Origin of the sequence: Cardinium endosymbiont of Oedothorax gibbosus (genome assembly GCF_936981045.1) — a bacterium.
Classification (GTDB): Bacteria; Bacteroidota; Bacteroidia; order Cytophagales; family Amoebophilaceae; genus Cardinium.
The window spans coordinates 1058165-1072938 of the sequence record NZ_OW441264.1 but is presented as its reverse complement, the minus strand read 5'-3'; the positions used below and the strand labels follow the sequence as shown (position 1 = coordinate 1072938).

The 14774-nt window shown below is 37.1% G+C and carries 14 protein-coding genes and 3 pseudogenes; 3 read left to right on the top strand and 14 right to left on the bottom strand.

The annotated features are described in order from the left end of the window. Positions 1-328 precede the first annotated feature (328 nt). Together NBW36_RS05070 and NBW36_RS05065 are read right to left on the bottom strand one after the other, a co-directional pair. Positions 329-1069, bottom strand: a complete 741-nt coding sequence (locus NBW36_RS05070; RefSeq protein WP_250238189.1) for an adhesin — start codon at positions 1067-1069, stop codon at positions 329-331. Next, positions 1056-4832 carry a baseplate J/gp47 family protein gene (locus NBW36_RS05065; protein WP_250238188.1) on the bottom strand — a complete coding sequence of 1259 codons (3777 nt, stop codon included), beginning with the start codon at positions 4830-4832 and terminating at the stop codon, positions 1056-1058. The genes NBW36_RS05070 and NBW36_RS05065 overlap by 14 nt, the downstream gene beginning before the upstream one ends. Positions 4833-5022: 190 nt before the next feature. On the opposite strand from NBW36_RS05065, the gene NBW36_RS05060 reads away from it, so the two are divergent. Then, positions 5023-5529: a hypothetical protein gene (locus NBW36_RS05060; protein WP_250238185.1), complete on the top strand. Its 507-nt coding sequence runs from the start codon at positions 5023-5025 to the stop codon at positions 5527-5529. A gap of 186 nt (positions 5530-5715) precedes the next feature. Here NBW36_RS05060 and NBW36_RS05055 read toward each other — a convergent pair. The 3 genes and pseudogenes from NBW36_RS05055 to NBW36_RS05045 all read right to left on the bottom strand — a co-directional run. Continuing rightward, a pseudogene (locus NBW36_RS05055) lies at positions 5716-5823 on the bottom strand (IS6 family transposase); the annotation flags it as partial. Between the two features lie 164 nt (positions 5824-5987). Continuing rightward, positions 5988-6572, bottom strand: coding sequence for a group II intron maturase-specific domain-containing protein (locus tag NBW36_RS05050; protein ID WP_250238134.1), 585 nt, complete (start codon positions 6570-6572; stop codon positions 5988-5990). Beyond that, positions 6523-7299, bottom strand: a complete 777-nt coding sequence (locus NBW36_RS05045) for a reverse transcriptase domain-containing protein (protein WP_250237548.1) — start codon at positions 7297-7299, stop codon at positions 6523-6525. The genes NBW36_RS05050 and NBW36_RS05045 overlap by 50 nt, the downstream gene beginning before the upstream one ends. Positions 7300-7465: 166 nt before the next feature. On the opposite strand from NBW36_RS05045, the gene NBW36_RS05040 reads away from it, so the two are divergent. Continuing rightward, a complete protein-coding gene (locus NBW36_RS05040; RefSeq protein ID WP_250239174.1) occupies positions 7466-8173 on the top strand; it encodes an IS6 family transposase in 708 nt (235 codons plus the stop codon). A 57-nt stretch (positions 8174-8230) separates the two neighbouring features. On the opposite strand, the pseudogene NBW36_RS05035 reads toward NBW36_RS05040, so the two are convergent. From NBW36_RS05035 to NBW36_RS05005, 7 genes and pseudogenes are all read right to left on the bottom strand, one after another. Next, positions 8231-8371: pseudogene (locus tag NBW36_RS05035) on the bottom strand (IS256 family transposase); the annotation flags it as partial. A gap of 239 nt (positions 8372-8610) precedes the next feature. Continuing rightward, complete coding sequence (gene rbfA, locus NBW36_RS05030) at positions 8611-8979, bottom strand: 30S ribosome-binding factor RbfA (protein ID WP_256465578.1); 369 nt, start codon at positions 8977-8979, stop codon at positions 8611-8613. After that, on the bottom strand, positions 8960-9739 hold the full coding sequence (tpiA, locus tag NBW36_RS05025; protein WP_250238181.1) for a triose-phosphate isomerase: 780 nt from the start codon (positions 9737-9739) through the stop codon (positions 8960-8962). Before tpiA ends, rbfA begins: the two co-directional genes overlap by 20 nt. A 16-nt stretch (positions 9740-9755) precedes the next feature. Beyond that, positions 9756-10736, bottom strand: a complete 981-nt coding sequence (locus tag NBW36_RS05020) for a pyruvate dehydrogenase complex E1 component subunit beta (protein WP_250238180.1) — start codon at positions 10734-10736, stop codon at positions 9756-9758. Between the two features lie 84 nt (positions 10737-10820). Next, on the bottom strand, positions 10821-11336 hold the full coding sequence (locus tag NBW36_RS05015; RefSeq protein ID WP_250239173.1) for a diadenylate cyclase: 516 nt from the start codon (positions 11334-11336) through the stop codon (positions 10821-10823). Positions 11337-11366: 30 nt separating this feature from the next. Next, positions 11367-11612 (bottom strand): annotated as a pseudogene (locus NBW36_RS05480) (TIGR00159 family protein); the annotation flags it as partial. A gap of 106 nt (positions 11613-11718) precedes the next feature. Continuing rightward, positions 11719-11919, bottom strand: a complete 201-nt coding sequence (locus NBW36_RS05005) for a hypothetical protein (RefSeq protein ID WP_250238179.1) — start codon at positions 11917-11919, stop codon at positions 11719-11721. 142 nt (positions 11920-12061) lie between these two features. Here NBW36_RS05005 and NBW36_RS05000 point away from each other — a divergent pair, with 142 nt between their 5' ends. Beyond that, entirely contained in the window at positions 12062-13132 is a 1071-nt protein-coding gene (locus NBW36_RS05000; protein ID WP_250238178.1) for a ubiquitin carboxyl-terminal hydrolase family protein, read from the top strand. 40 nt (positions 13133-13172) lie between these two features. Here the strand turns inward: NBW36_RS05000 and NBW36_RS04995 are convergent, their stop codons facing one another. Continuing rightward, positions 13173-13937 carry an RNA methyltransferase gene (locus tag NBW36_RS04995; protein ID WP_250238177.1) on the bottom strand — a complete coding sequence of 255 codons (765 nt, stop codon included), beginning with the start codon at positions 13935-13937 and terminating at the stop codon, positions 13173-13175. 392 nt (positions 13938-14329) lie between these two features. Then, a complete protein-coding gene (gene rplI, locus NBW36_RS04990; RefSeq protein ID WP_250238176.1) occupies positions 14330-14773 on the bottom strand; it encodes a 50S ribosomal protein L9 in 444 nt (147 codons plus the stop codon). Position 14774: the final 1 nt, after the last annotated feature.

The window sequence follows — 14774 nt, the reverse complement described above, 5'->3', positions numbered from 1 at the left end:
GGTGTATAAAAATAGTATAATTTCTTACATAGAACGATACCGGTAATTTAAGAAAGTTTCTTAGTTTTCTAAATAGCTCTTTATCTAGAAAATAAGTGTTTACCTATCTTATTTTTTATTACCCGTTCACGAAATGGTGCCAGAAACATAGTATCTGTTGAAGTCAGTGGTAGACACGGGGGCCGTTCGGCGGGTTCTGATTTTCCAGCCTTCTGGGTAGACTTGCAACAGTTTTTTACATTAAGGATTTATTTTTTGTTCTTTGTCAAGAAAAAAGTAGCATACAAATGCCTTTGATCAAACAAAAAGTAAGGCAAAAATTCCTTTGTTATTGATGTACGGCCTCATGCTCTTCTTCTTCCCACCATAAATTGGTCACATAATATTTAATCATACTATTTTCTCCATAATCACGTTGTGTTCTTATTTGCAACGTGTAATTAAAGGTATCGCCCGTCCAGCGAAGGTTAATTTTATTTCTGAAACTGCCATAATAGGCCTTTACAGTATTAATCTTATTATTGGAATCTCCAAATGTACTCAGTGCTATAGCGTGGGTCATAGCATATAACCCACGCCCCTGTTTACCAATTTTAGCAATTACTTCAAATGCATGGCATGCATTTAATGGAGGCGTAATATTATACCAATTACCATCACCGGGGACTGTACCAGCAGCATAAGCGCCCCTACGTCCATGTATGCTGATGTTACCATTTACGGTTAATCTTTCGAATGGATTGGTAGTACCTATACCAACATATCCATTTGTTTGAATAAGCAGCTTACTCTCTCCTTGCTTATCCACAAGATTAAATCCAAAATTTGGCGTGTTTTTAGGATATTGTTCAATACTCCAAGTAGGTTTAAAATCATTCAAATTATTGAAAAACGTTATCAACTTAGCGGAGCTCCCTTTAGGAGATAAACTTAAGCCATGATCCTGAGAAATAATCTTATCATCTTGTTTGTGAAACATTGAGTCTATCAAATCCTCAAAATCACGTTGGGTAGGGATAGATCCTTTTTCAAAGCTTTTCTTTAGTGCCTCTCTACTAGTGATTGCCATGATCGGTGCTAATATATTTTTTAGTGATTAAACAGTATTCTGCTAAACTTGGTATGGCTGCATCTTTATCCACGCATGGTGTAGATTCCTCTTCCTTAGGATACTCCCATGGACCTACTATAAAATCTTCAGAAATAGCCATATCGCCTATACTACCATGACGTAATTTGACAGCAGCATCGAATTTATCCACAACAGACATCTTATGATTTTTTGAAGAAACCATAACAGACCACGGATACCCGGCAAATAAATGACTATCATAGGTTGTCACCTTATCTAGCTTTAAGTCTGGGGGCTTACCAGAATACTTTAATATAGAAAAATTTCCTATGCCTTCTACATAATAACGGTTATTAATGAAGTCTATAATTTTAGAAGTAGGTATATTCCCACCCAACTGGACATCCGCTGATGGATTAAATATCCATGGAGAAAAAAAGTTATGTAAATCCTGGTATAGCAAGTTTAGGAATAATCCTTTTTCATATCCCGGTTTGAACTTAACGGTAACGTTAACTTTAACATCTTCATAAACAGGATTTATTACTTCACATTTTATAAATGGTGTACTTACACTTTGGATATAAGTTTTAATTTCAGTTAACAGCTGTCTACTAACGAAAGGCATACCTAGACTAGGATCTGTTTTAGCCATGACCACAAGGGTTATATGGCCAGGATTGACCATATTATTTGTGCTTTTTGATGTATGGTTAATACATTTTACCTTGAAAATTTCTGGAAATCTTTCAAGAACCATTCGTTCATAATCCCACACCGATATGGCTCTATTTTTATGTCTTAAGCGCTCACTCACCCGTCTGTAAAAAGCTTGATGATTTTCGAACTGCCTTCCACCAAAGGTTTGAAAAGGTTGTTGGACCCATTCAATACCCTCTATAGGATCCTGAAGTTCTTGAATTGCTTTTGCAGGTAGTACCGGAGCAGAAAAAACACCATTTTTATCCATAACCCTTGAGACAGCAACTGCTTGCGTATAGACCCCAACTATAGTAGGCAATGCGCCTTTTTTATCCATAAATTGTGCTTTAACCCAGGTTAATCCTGGGGTCATACGGGTATTGTTGCCATTAACCTGGCCGGGTAAATTAGATAAATCAAAAATTATAATACCAGATTTAGATAATCCATTGGTGCCATCTACAACAATTGCCTCCTCAAACGGTAACCAAACATTCTCAGACAAATAAAACCATTTTGGTCGCTGGGTTTCTTGATCTGGGTTGTTTTCACCAATAGCTACATGCATAAACAGATGGGTGCTATTTAGATATGCTATGCCAAAAGCTATAAATGATTGTTTCTGTTCTACCAATGGCAACAATGTAGCTGGAGTAGCTAACTTGCTGGGAAATGTCTTTAAATAGCCAAAAGAAGAAATATGAAAAAAGCTGTTTAAGTACTTTTCTTCCTCTTCCCCAGGAGGGGACGTTAATACCATAGACTCCTCTGCCTCGTAATCAACCGTAATGGATTTGATACGAGGGGTGTAGGGCTCATTCAATACAGTTATAGCTTCGTTTTCCTTTTTCTGAGCATTTTTAACTAGTACACTGCTCATCAAGCTGGGGTAAATGGCATGGCCAAAGGCTTGTTCTGGTGCACATAATTGTAATTTTAAAAAGCCAGCTACTGTTTTAGGGTCATAGACGGAAACATCTAATGGATGGTTTGATTTAGTGACCCGTAATGCAGCTACGTCAATATCACTAATGGTTCTAAGGCAATCCAATTGCTCACTACCTTGGTTACTTTTTGTAACCTGAAAAAGAGGTACAGTTTGTCTCTTTTGGGCATAAAATGGATTCCAATGCTGATGATTTAAGTAAGCAATATTTACGTTGAAGTCATGGTTATTTACCTTGGTAGGATAAGCATCATAATAAGCCTTAAAGCCCCCTTCTACGGTAGGAATGCTATCCCATTTGATATGTATTTTTAAATCAGTTAGGTTCTTAGAGAAAATTTCTCCACTACCTATATAAAAACTACTGTCCAGTTTGGCTAATGGACCAAAAGGTTCAAAAATTTGACTATTATCAATAATACCGAGTTGATTCTGAAGCACTAATCCACGATACCCCTGCACACTAACCTTTAGATCTATTGTTTCAAGCAATAAACCGTTTAAGAGATACAAGCCAGTAAGTGATGTTTCATTACGTAGGCCAACAGATACGGCAGGGGTACCAGGATTCATTACTTCACCCTTGTATCCAGGAGGCAGCATTTCTATTGGAGGTACTGCTGTATTTAAAGATATAGTCATATGTAGGCAACGCGCTTCATCAATAAATTCCAATGTTACAGACGCTTCTGGTATGCTTAACCATCCATCTTTAGTAGTAATTTGTATCTGTGACATGGTATACAGCATACCTGCCACTTGTTTTAAAAACTTTGCAGTAGGAATCTTCTTATTTGGGTTACGATTGATTAATACCTGAAAGGATTCAAAGGTAAATTTCCATTTTACATAAATGGTACGCATACCTTCAGAAAGGAAAAATAATGGTGAGCCTACTAATACGGCCAATTGTTCGTTCGACTGTGTTTTGACTATTTCATGATTGTTTGGCGTAGGGAACAACTGAAAAGGAAGCGCTTTTAGTAGCTTTCCATCATAGGTAGTAGTAGATATTTCAACTGTTTTATAACCTTCTTGATCAAACTTTTTAGTAATCAATAGGGTATTAATCTGAGCAATCTTAGCCTTATTAACCGTTATACTTCTTTGTGTTTCAAATAAAATATCCTCCCCATTAACTGGATGTTTTGCAACTAAAAGAGTCCCCTCTCGTACAAAAGCAAAGGGATGATTAGGACTAAGCAAAAAATGGACATAAGCCTGATCCGGCATGGAAGGATTATTATTAAATTTTAGTACATGTCTATAATAGTGATCTAGTGTTCTTTGTGGAATATAATTAAGATGCGCATCTGCATACTGAAGTAGCTGTAGAAAAGCGATCAAAAGTGCCACATGTGGTTCTTTATTTTGAGAGGAAAGGGTATCAAAATAATCACTAGCAGATAGCTCCTTTAACTTATAAATAGTATTAAAAACAGCATCAAAAAAATCATCAAAGATATCGATCACTTGTTCATCATTAGGTTCTGTACCATTGATTTCATCATAAATTAAATCGGTTCTTAATCGCCATAAGGAAGCGTTATGACACTTCTGATAGAGAAAAACAGAAAAGTTTATAAAAGGTTGCATAGAACTGGCTTTACGATGCTGTTGTAGAACCTTATATATTTTACTGATATTGGTATTGATTTCTTCATGTATAATGGCATCTAATTTTGCGCGCACCACATCTTCATTAGACAAATTCTTATACCAATAATCCAACAATATGATTAATTCTTGAGCCACTACCAAGATAGTATTCATAGAGTGGGTATCTGAAATCCCTGTAGCATTCTTGCGTAGTGTTAAAAAATGTTTATGGATACTTTTTTTTAAAGTATCGATATTGGTGTGTAGAATTAGAGACCGTATAACGGTATCATCCTGCTCTAAAAACTTTCGCCAGACATTTTGATCTATGCGTTGATTATTGTTGTCATAGTAGGCTAGTAAGTCGGTGTATAAATAGAGGAATCGAAGGTGATCACTAAATTGTCTATCACTAATCAATAGGTTATTTTCTACCAATTCAGGCAGTAATCGTTCAGTGTGGCAAGTGCCTCTTCCGGCAAATAAAATGTTAAGCTTTTCTTGAATATTCATATACCTAAACTATGATTTTTTTCCAAAAATTAAGATATTGAGCAAAGGAACGTGATCAAGTAGACAATCGACATGCCTTGACATTAATCTAACCTAAAAACCACTTATAAAAAATTAATTAAGCTTAAAACTTATGCGTTTCTTATCCTATTTATTCAGTACGGTTGTGTTTATAACAACCAATTTTAAATTGAATCATGCTGGTGCATGTTGGTACAAGGGAGAGGTAGTGGCCCAAACCTTGCAAGCTACAGAGCCGGACACTACTCATGAGACAGATAGGCCCTCTGATTCGCTAGACGAGATACTAAAAAAAGATATCCATTCAGAGGGAGCCATTCAAAACATATTAGGTGGGTTGGCACTTTGCTATAATGTTTTAGCCAATCTTCTTTTGTATCCAATATTTTCTTTTTTATTGTTGCTATTGTCATTGGGTGGTATTGTACTGGTTGGCCTTTGGATTAAAAAAATAAAGGATGACAAATCGCTTTCCACAGTGTGGATTTTATGTACTTGTTTGTATTTTCTTTTTTACTTGGATCTATTTTTAGTAGTCTACCAGAAAAGAGAAGTGCTTTTTTTATTTCTAGCATTAGAAAAGGATCTGTTTTTAACGGTAGTTGCAGCATGCATTGGTTACGTGGTCGGTAAGTTCTTTTCTAGTAAATTCTTTGAAGAAAAAAAACTGCCTTAGTATGCATATCCAATTGTTTACTACTATCATTCGCAGATTAATCTAAGCTATTTGCCTATGTTTGAGTATCTGTTCAGGCCAACGGTAAAAAAGGCATTTATATCACACTCTTTTCTGGATAAAAGGTTCTGTCGCGTCTATAATTTCTTTTTGTATAGCTCTTCTCTTTACCTTAAACTTTGAATATTATTCGGCCATTAGCATAACAAAATTCTCAAAAGTAGAAAGATGATTTTTAGCTCCGATTACTTGTCCTTTTTGAATCATAGGAATGTTTTCTATCTCTACAATGGTCTAGAGTAAAGAAATGGTTGGACCACTTAAAATTAAGCATATCTATTGCTTCTGATTGCTCGCAATACAGTAGCTGACTAACTTGATTCTTCATTGTTTACCCATTCCCTTCTCATCCTAAGGTACGTTCAGTTTTCCCGAATAGGGCGGTCCGACAGTCTTCTTCATAAACTTTGCACAACTCTCTCAGGATACTTAATCATTCCACTACCAATGTACAACATCCCCATTGTATAGAGTTTGCTATTGGGATAGCTTTGCCACCCACACCCACGGCCTTTTCTTCTATGGGTTAAGTATCTGCGAAATCGGTTATTAATAAAGTCCTGCAATCTAACAAAAGCTTCACTCGCATTCGTATGTTTAAAATAGTTAACCCATCCTAACACTACTGGTTTTATTTGCTCGATGAATGTTTGAGGTTTGATTAGTGCTCTTCTACAAGTCAGGTATTTTAGTCTGTTACGGATGCTTTGTTGGGATTGTTTCGTTGGAAATACATAAATGCTATTTCTGCCACTTGTTGGACTCTTTCTTTTTACAAAGTAAAAACCTATGAAGTTAAAGCCTTCTTTCAGTTTCGTTATTCGTGTCTTTTGGTGGTTAATAATGAGCGATAACCTCTTTACTAATTCTGTGAATTTCTCCAGCGCTAAGCTAGCACTCTTACGACATACCAAAATTGCATCATCACAATACCTATGCAAGGTTGCGCTTAGCTTTTCTGGATACCCCCTTGAGTGCCACACTTGGTCTATAACATTTAGGTAGATTACTATACAACGGTGATATTGGTGATCCTTGCGGTACTCCAACTTTCTTGCATGTAATTTTACCTTGTTTTACTATTGACGTTGTTAGGGTTTGTTTAATTAGCTTCAACATACTGCCATCTGCTATCCTTTTACTAATAAGTTTTAATAACTTTTCGTGTGAGATGCTAGTAAAGTATGATTGAAAATCAATCTCAACTACGCCCCATGCCTGCTGGTATAGATCTTCTCGGATCACTAAACTCGCTTGTTTGGCTCCTCGTTTCGGTCTATAGCCGTATGAACATTCATGAAAATCAGCTTCGAAGATCGGTTCAATGACTATTTTCATTGCTGTGAGCACTATGAGATCTTCTACGGTCATTACCTCTAGTGGCCTTGTTCCACCTTTAGCTTTGGGTATTTCTACCAACCTGCTTGAGGTAAATTTGTATAGCTTTGCGCGTAGTTGCTGCTGCAATTTATTGATAATCTTTGCCTCACCTTGATCTATTATATCACTTATGCTTTTACCATCAATCCCTGCTGAACCTTGATTTGCTTTGACTTGACGCCAAGCTTCCCAAAGTACATCTTTTAGATAAATTTTATCATATATACTATAAAATCTGACTTCCTTACATTGCTTGGATTTGAGATATAGAGTTCTTTGGAGTTGCTGAACTTTTAATGTTCCGTTCATAGCTTTAGGGCAATCAGACATTCTCAACTCTTTTAAACTCGTTAACTGAAGTAGGGTCCCTTTCCTCTTGAGTGGTTTCCCAATCAATACGAACGGTATTATAGACCCCGCGGACTTCTGATAGGTTCTGTCGCGTTTATTCTAAAAAATGATTATTTTAGTATCGGTATTTAAAAAAGTAGTTATTATGTTTAATATTTCTCCCGAGTTATTACCATATTTTAAAGGTTATTGTTCTTCATCAGAAGTCATCCTGTTATTTGTATACATGAAGTGTCGTTTTTCCTTGAGCTATAGAGATTTGGGAGAGATGATGCGTATGAGAGGCGCAAGAGTTGATCATTCTACGCTACAGAGATGGGTTATTAAGTTTGTTCCTCTGATAGATAAAGCAGTAAGAAAAAGAAAACGACCAGTTGGTAGTAGTTGGAGAATGGATGAAACCTATGTTAAACTAAACGGGAAGTGGATCTATTTATATAGAGCAGTAGATCGTTATGGTGATACAGTTGACTTTTTTCTATCTGAGCATAGAGACAAGTCTTCAACGCTTTCTTTTTTTCGAAAGGTGATCACAGAAAATAATATTCCTAAGAAAGTAGTAATTGACAAAAGCGGTAGTAATAAAGCTGCCCTTGACGCGATCAATACAGATCTTGATCAAGATCATACCATTCAAATATTGCAAAACAAATATTTGAATAATAGAGTTGAACAAGATCATAGGTTTATCAAAAAACGGATAAAACCTATGCTGGGTTTTAAGAATTTTTATTCTGCTTCCATTACTATTTCAGGGATAGAAAACATTCGTATGATTCAAAAAGGACAAGTAAGAGGAGCTAAAAATCATCTTTCTACTTTTGAGAACTTTGCTATCTTAATGGCCGCATAATATCCAAAATTTGACTTAAACGAAAAACCTATACTAAGAAAACTATAGACGCGACAGAACCAGCTTTTTTATCAGAGGCGTTAAAGCACCACCTTTTCCTGTTAAAGGCTTACCTAAACGGATAGAGCACAAAATATTTTCCTCCAGAAATTTGTAATCTACTAAACCAACATAGGAATTGTTCTTATTTTCTTCCATGTCTAAAACCTTTAATGTTTATTTAATTAATTTATAACTTTTTATCGCCTTGACACAGTTTATAGAACACTTCCGAACAATCTCTTTTTTCCATATTCTTGTAAGTCACAAGTAATAATTCTTTTGCATTAAAGTGCTTTTTATAGAAATGTATGGCTTCTTGTGCCCTACCATTCATGGAAAGAAAAATAGCAATTTCTAGTGTTATACTCATATTATGAATCTATCTTTTTATATTCTTATGTTTCAATACAATCCAATTGGTCAATCAAATCGGTAACATGCGCACCTTCCAGAACCGAACGATCGACCATAAACGTTAAATTTGGTATCTTATGCATTTTACCACCGACACTTTTTCCTAATAACCTTCTAATGGTATGCTTATGACCATCAATCTTTTGTAATAATGCTTCCTGGTCGTCATGAAGGACAAAACTTAAATAAACTTTTGCCAAACTCAAATCACTACTTAAGTCAACTGCTGTAACCGAGATGAACGCATTACCAAATAACCTAGCTGTTTCTGTTAAAAAAAGCATGCCTAGCTCTTTTTGAAGCATCTTAGCAATTTGCTTTAGTCTAATACTATCGGTGGCCTGTACCATCTTTTCCAAGTAATGCAATAACTATTTTCATAAATTGATCTACCTTCAGTGAAGCACTCCCAATAAGTCCACCCGCTACATTAGGAGCGTCAAATATAGCTTTTACATTTTGTGCATTACAGCTCCCGCCATATAGAATGGGGACTTTTGCGCCTTCACATTGGTCCGATAAGATTTCCCTTATAAGGGTATGCATTTCTATGATCACTTCTAGACTAGCTACTTGTCCGGTACCAATTGCCCAAACCGGTTCGTAAGCAATGCCTAATTGTTCGATTTCCTTTGGTGTGAGGCCAACCAAACTTTCCAGCAATTGTTGTTGAACCATTGCTTTATGTCTACCGCTCCTGCGCGCTTCTAAACTTTCTCCACAACAAAGTAAGGGTTGCATACCTACCTCCAATACCCTTTTAATTTTTTTAGCTAAAAGTAGATTATCCTCTTTTTGATAGCTTCTTCGTTCACTATGCCCAATCAATACACCCCCTACACCTATAGCCGCCAGCATAGCAGCAGATACTTCGCCTGTAAAAGCACCTTCCGTCTCATGATGACAATTTTGAGCAACCAATTGAATAGATTTGTAATCGTCTATTAAGGCTGCTATAGTCGACAAATGCACAAAAGAAGGCGCAATAGATAATGCTAATGGACGGGTATCAATAGCTTGCAACTGAGGCAATAATTGTTGCATAAAAATAATGGCTTCTTGTACCGTTTTGTACATTTTCCAATTACCTATAAGGTATTTTTTTTGCATCGCTTCTCTTAACTTATTACGTTAGATACAAAACCGTTTTAAGTGCATCCACAGTTTTGGCTGCATTGGGTAAAATAGCCTCTATTAAAGTAGGAGCATAGGCAAGCGGTACATCCAAGCTATTGACTTTTTGAATGGGCGCATCTAAATAATCAAACGCATTCTTTTGCACCTGGTAGGCTATTTCAGAGGCGATGGAAGCCAGTGGCCAGGCTTCTTCTACAATTACCAAACGATTGGTTTTTTTTACCGACTGAATAATGGTAGATAAATCTAGTGGGCGAACGGTACGCAAATCAATTAATTCTACTGTAATACCTTGCGTTTTCATGACTTGTGCTGCTTCACTTGCCACCTTAATCATTTTACCAAAAGAAACCAAGGTTACATCAGTTCCCTCCTGTATCAGATTGGCTTTACCTATTGGCAGTAAATAGGTTTCTGTAGGCACCTCTCCCAAGTCGCCATACATTAATTCTGATTCCATAAATACCACAGGATCGTCATCTCTAATGGCACTTTTAAGCAACCCTTTCGCATCATAAGGATTAGAAGGAACGATCACTTTTAGTCCTGGACAATTGGCATACCAATTTTCAAAATTTTGAGCGTGTTGAGCGCCTAACATACCAGCATTACCAGTTGGACCTCTGAATACAATAGGCACATGGTATTGCCCACCCGACATGGCATACATTTTAGCAGCTCCGTTTACAATCTGATCTATCGCTACTAAGGAAAAATTAAAAGTCATAAACTCTATAATAGGACGCAAGCCATTCATAGCAGCACCTACACCTAGGCCCGTAAAGCCTGATTCGCTAATAGGGGTATCTATCACCCTTTTAGGCCCAAAACGTTCCAGCATACCTTGACTTACCTTATAGGCACCGTTGTATGCAGCTACTTCCTCACCCATTAAAAAGATCATTTCGTCTCTTTGCATTTCCTCTACCATTGCCTCTCGCAATGCTTCTCTAAATTGTATGGTCCGCATCTCCTAGCATTTTATTAAATAGAATAAATCCTATCAAAGTAGGACGCATCAAGAAAAAAACACCGCACCCTTAAGCATTGGATTTCAATCATTACTGAGATAATCTTTTAGGGCACTTCTAATTTCTTGAGCAGATAAATTGTTTTCCATTACGCCCTTTCTAGCTATGGATATCTGGCCAGATTCTTCTGAAACGACCAAAACTAAGGTATCTGTTATTTCGGTCAGCCCAATAGCTGCCTTATGGCGTAATCCAAAACGGTCAGCCATATTGGGACGCTCCGTCACAGGTAAGATGCACCTTGCTGCTACGATCCTATTGCCGTGAATAATCACTGCACCATCATGCAATGGGCTATATTTATTGAATATAGCAATCAATAATCGAGCGGAAACTACTGCATTAATCAAATCACCAGATTCTTCATAATATCGCAGATCTGCATCTTTTGTAAAAACGATAAGCGCACCTGTATTACTGCCTCCCAATGCTTGAACAGCTTTTACCACCGGTGTTACATCCACCTCATCCATTTTACGAGCCAACCAAGGAATCATCTGTATAATCATTGCCTTACCACCCACAAGGCTTGTGCTCAAGCTAAACAAAAAATGGCGAATCTCCCTTTGAAATAGAATAATCGGTACTATAGGACTTGTCAATATGCTCAAAATAGACCCTAGTACTTTCAGATGTAAGGTTTGAACGATCGAGTAAAAAAGATATACGATCAAGAAACCGAAGATGCGCTTTACAGCTATACTACCCTTCACCAATTTATATACCCAATAGACCAAGCAACCCACTAATGCCATATCAACGACAAGCCTAAAACTAATGTCCAAGCTCCCAAGATATAATAGGTTAAATGGCATGGATTAAATGGTTTTTAAGTTTATAATCAAAACAATTTACATAAATTAGGCGTGTAAAAATCTATAGTTCCGTATGATCATCAAGCTATTTTAGACTAATTTTGTGTTAAAAAAATTTTGTTAGCAAAAAAGCAAATTTAAAAATAATTAAAACCTTCACACCAATCTGCCCAATACAGTCATTGAACGCCATACTGGTTTGCCCATCTTGTTTTCGAACCGCAACGCTTTTACCAACTATTTCTTTTTCCCGAACCGCTGCAATATAGGGGACTTTGTGCAATATAGCCTCACGATTTTTTCCCAATCGTTTTATTTCGGATAGCTAATAAGGAGCTTTTTTAGTAATTTAGTATTACTTGCCAAGTAGAGTAAGATTTAAAAATTATTTTTTACAATAAAGTAATACGCTGGTGTTTAAAAATTTCATATTCAACCAAACAACCTGGTTGAGCATACTCATTGTAACCTATACAACAACAAGTAGTTGTACACCCAAAAAAGCACGACCTTTTTCTAAATCATCTACTGCTACTACGGCTCCTGCTGCTTCTTCAACAGATAGCATTCAGCCAGACTTGAATGGCTCTACAGGTAGTCTTAATTCTGACTCCTCAAGTGTTTCTAGTGGGAATGCTTCCCCAGGCGTTTCTAGTGGGAGTGCTTCCTCAGACGTTTCTAGTGGGAGTGCTTCCTCAGCTCTATCACCACCTCCTGCTCCTACCGCGTTTGCTGGTCTTCCCAATATTATGGGAAAAACTTGCTATATGAATGCAGTATTGCAAATTATTGCAGCGTTGTACGCAGATAAGGTGCAGACTCCTTTAAAGGATATCATTACTAAAATAAACACTACGCACCAGCCATTAAAGGAAGAGGATATAATGCTATTTATACGCTCTTTACCAGAGGAAAAGGCGAAAAAAATGGCAATATCAGGTAGGCAGCAGGATGCTGAAGAATTTATTAGTCCTCTTAATAGTCTATACAAGTTTCTAGACCCTATCACGATTATTCCATGTGACTATATACTAACGAAACTTAATGCCAAAAATTGCATAAGCGCGTCCCCCTTATACCACAACAAAAGAACAGTATCTTTCTTGACTATACTGTTTCGAAAGGAACACTCCCTGAGTGAAATGATTAACCGGTGCTCAATAACGGCCTCTATGTCAGACTGTGATTGTGCTGAGAGAGATATATATAAACTTCCTGATAGATTATTTATAAAATTAAACCGAGTCACAGAGTCTGGCTCCAAAATAATCTGTGAGGTTAATGACACAATGCATATTACTATTCAGTCAGATTTTAGCAAGCAGTCTACTAATGCGTTTGATTTAAACGGATTTATTGTACACCAAGGAAATGAGAGTGGGGGCCACTATATTGCCTATGTAAAGCGTGAAGGAAAATGGTATGAAGCAAACGATCTCAGCGTAACAGAAATTCGGGAGCCAGAGGTGCGCCAACAATCTCAACAAGCTTATCTATTGTTTTATACAAAAGTAAAATAGACGACCGGTTTTAATGCACTTACATTTTTTTATTCACAGATTATCCAGCACATATGCGTTTCCAATTGTCACATAAAATGGCCGTAGCAGTGGCTGCATTTAAGGAATTAGCATGGCCATATCTAGGAATTGAAATAGCGGCTGTAAGGGTTTCTTTTACGGCAGGCTGAATTCCATGGGACTCGTTCCCAATAACCAATACCCCATAGTTTGGAAATAAAAAATCATGTAAGGGCTTTCCATCCAACGTAGCACCTAGAATAGGTAGGTTTAAACCTTGTAAATAGTGGGGTAAATCTACATAATGTAGGTTGACCTTTACAAAAGATCCCATACTGGCTTGTAGTACCTTTGGGTTGTATAGGTCTACGGTTGTTTGGGAACAAAGTATGGTAGCTATACCATACCAATCTGCTATACGGATGATCGTGCCTAAATTCCCAGGGTCTTGGATACTATCTAATGCAAGGGTCATACCACTGGGTGATAAACATGGTGCAGTGGGCCTGGGTATAGCAGCTACTGCTAGTACTTCATGGTTGTGAACAAAGGAGCCTAACCTAGAAAGTAGCTCTTTTTTGACCTCAAATAGCTCTGTTTCTTTACGAATAGAAGCAGGAATATCCTGATTCTCTTCAAAAAAAGTAGATGTCCCTACTATATATTTTATAGCATAATCAGAAGCCAACAATGCTTGAATACCTTTTTTCCCCTCTAAGACAAAAGCAGCCTGGGCTAGGCGGTATTTTTTAAGCGCGAACTGACGGATGGCTGTAGCTTTTTTTTTGCTTAAAGTAGAATACATATGATAGACATACGCTCAGGCATTTGCATGATCGCTTATAAAAAAAACAATCAAAAAACTCAAGTACTGATATAAAAAGTTGCCACTAGCCTAAAGAACAAGGCTTGCCTTACGTTTGGCCTGCTTGCTTACGCTTACACCTATCTTTTACGTAGTGCAATAACAAATAATGCATTGCCACCACTCATGGCACCATTATAAGCTTCAGTAACATCGAATATATAGGTATTGATTTATCAAAAAGTAGCATATAAATTCTTTAACAACAAGTAGGGAAGGGGCCCCTATAGCTTTTATCAAAAAAAACAAAAAAAAATGATACTGCAAAAGAGTTCCTAGCAACAAACCCCCTTTCACACGCTATACGAAGCCCCAAGATTACAGCAGTTCCCCTAAGCAGGAACTACATCAAAAGTTAATGTATAGGAAACCGTTTCATGCAAAGACAACACCGCCTGATAAGTCCCTATTTGCTTAATAGGTGATTCAATAGCTATTCTAGTATAGTCTACTATAATACCCTGTGCTTTAAGCGATTTAGCAATTTGCAAAGGAGTGACAGAACCAAATATTTTACTACCCTCACCTACCTTTGCAGCCACTACTACTTTAGCAGCTGTTAAAAGAGGCAAAAGTGCTTCAGCATCGGCTTTTAATTTTAACATTTTGTGGGCTGCTTGTTTTGCATTTTCACGTGCAACCTTTGTATGCACAGCATTAGCCACAACAGCAAGCCCTTCAGGAATCAGATGATTCCTAGCATAACCAGCTTTAACCGAAACGATATCACCTTTGTTCCCTAATGTTTTATGTGCACGCTTTAATATTACTTCCATC

What these genes read in the sequence shown, in the direction of transcription:
- NBW36_RS05070 (WP_250238189.1), bottom strand. Translation starts at nt 1,069, where the DNA reads ATGGCAATCACTAGTAGAGAGGCACTAAAGAAAAGCTTTGAAAAAGGA.
- NBW36_RS05065 (WP_250238188.1), bottom strand. Translation starts at nt 4,832, where the DNA reads ATGAATATTCAAGAAAAGCTTAACATTTTATTTGCCGGAAGAGGCACT.
- NBW36_RS05045 (WP_250237548.1), bottom strand. Translation starts at nt 7,299, where the DNA reads ATGTCTGATTGCCCTAAAGCTATGAACGGAACATTAAAAGTTCAGCAA.
- NBW36_RS05040 (WP_250239174.1), top strand. Translation starts at nt 7,466, where the DNA reads ATGTTTAATATTTCTCCCGAGTTATTACCATATTTTAAAGGTTATTGT.
- rbfA (WP_256465578.1), bottom strand. Translation starts at nt 8,979, where the DNA reads ATGGTACAGGCCACCGATAGTATTAGACTAAAGCAAATTGCTAAGATG.
- tpiA (WP_250238181.1), bottom strand. Translation starts at nt 9,739, where the DNA reads ATGCAAAAAAAATACCTTATAGGTAATTGGAAAATGTACAAAACGGTA.
- NBW36_RS05020 (WP_250238180.1), bottom strand. Translation starts at nt 10,736, where the DNA reads ATGCGGACCATACAATTTAGAGAAGCATTGCGAGAGGCAATGGTAGAG.
- NBW36_RS04995 (WP_250238177.1), bottom strand. Translation starts at nt 13,937, where the DNA reads ATGTATTCTACTTTAAGCAAAAAAAAAGCTACAGCCATCCGTCAGTTC.
- rplI (WP_250238176.1), bottom strand. Translation starts at nt 14,773, where the DNA reads ATGGAAGTAATATTAAAGCGTGCACATAAAACATTAGGGAACAAAGGT.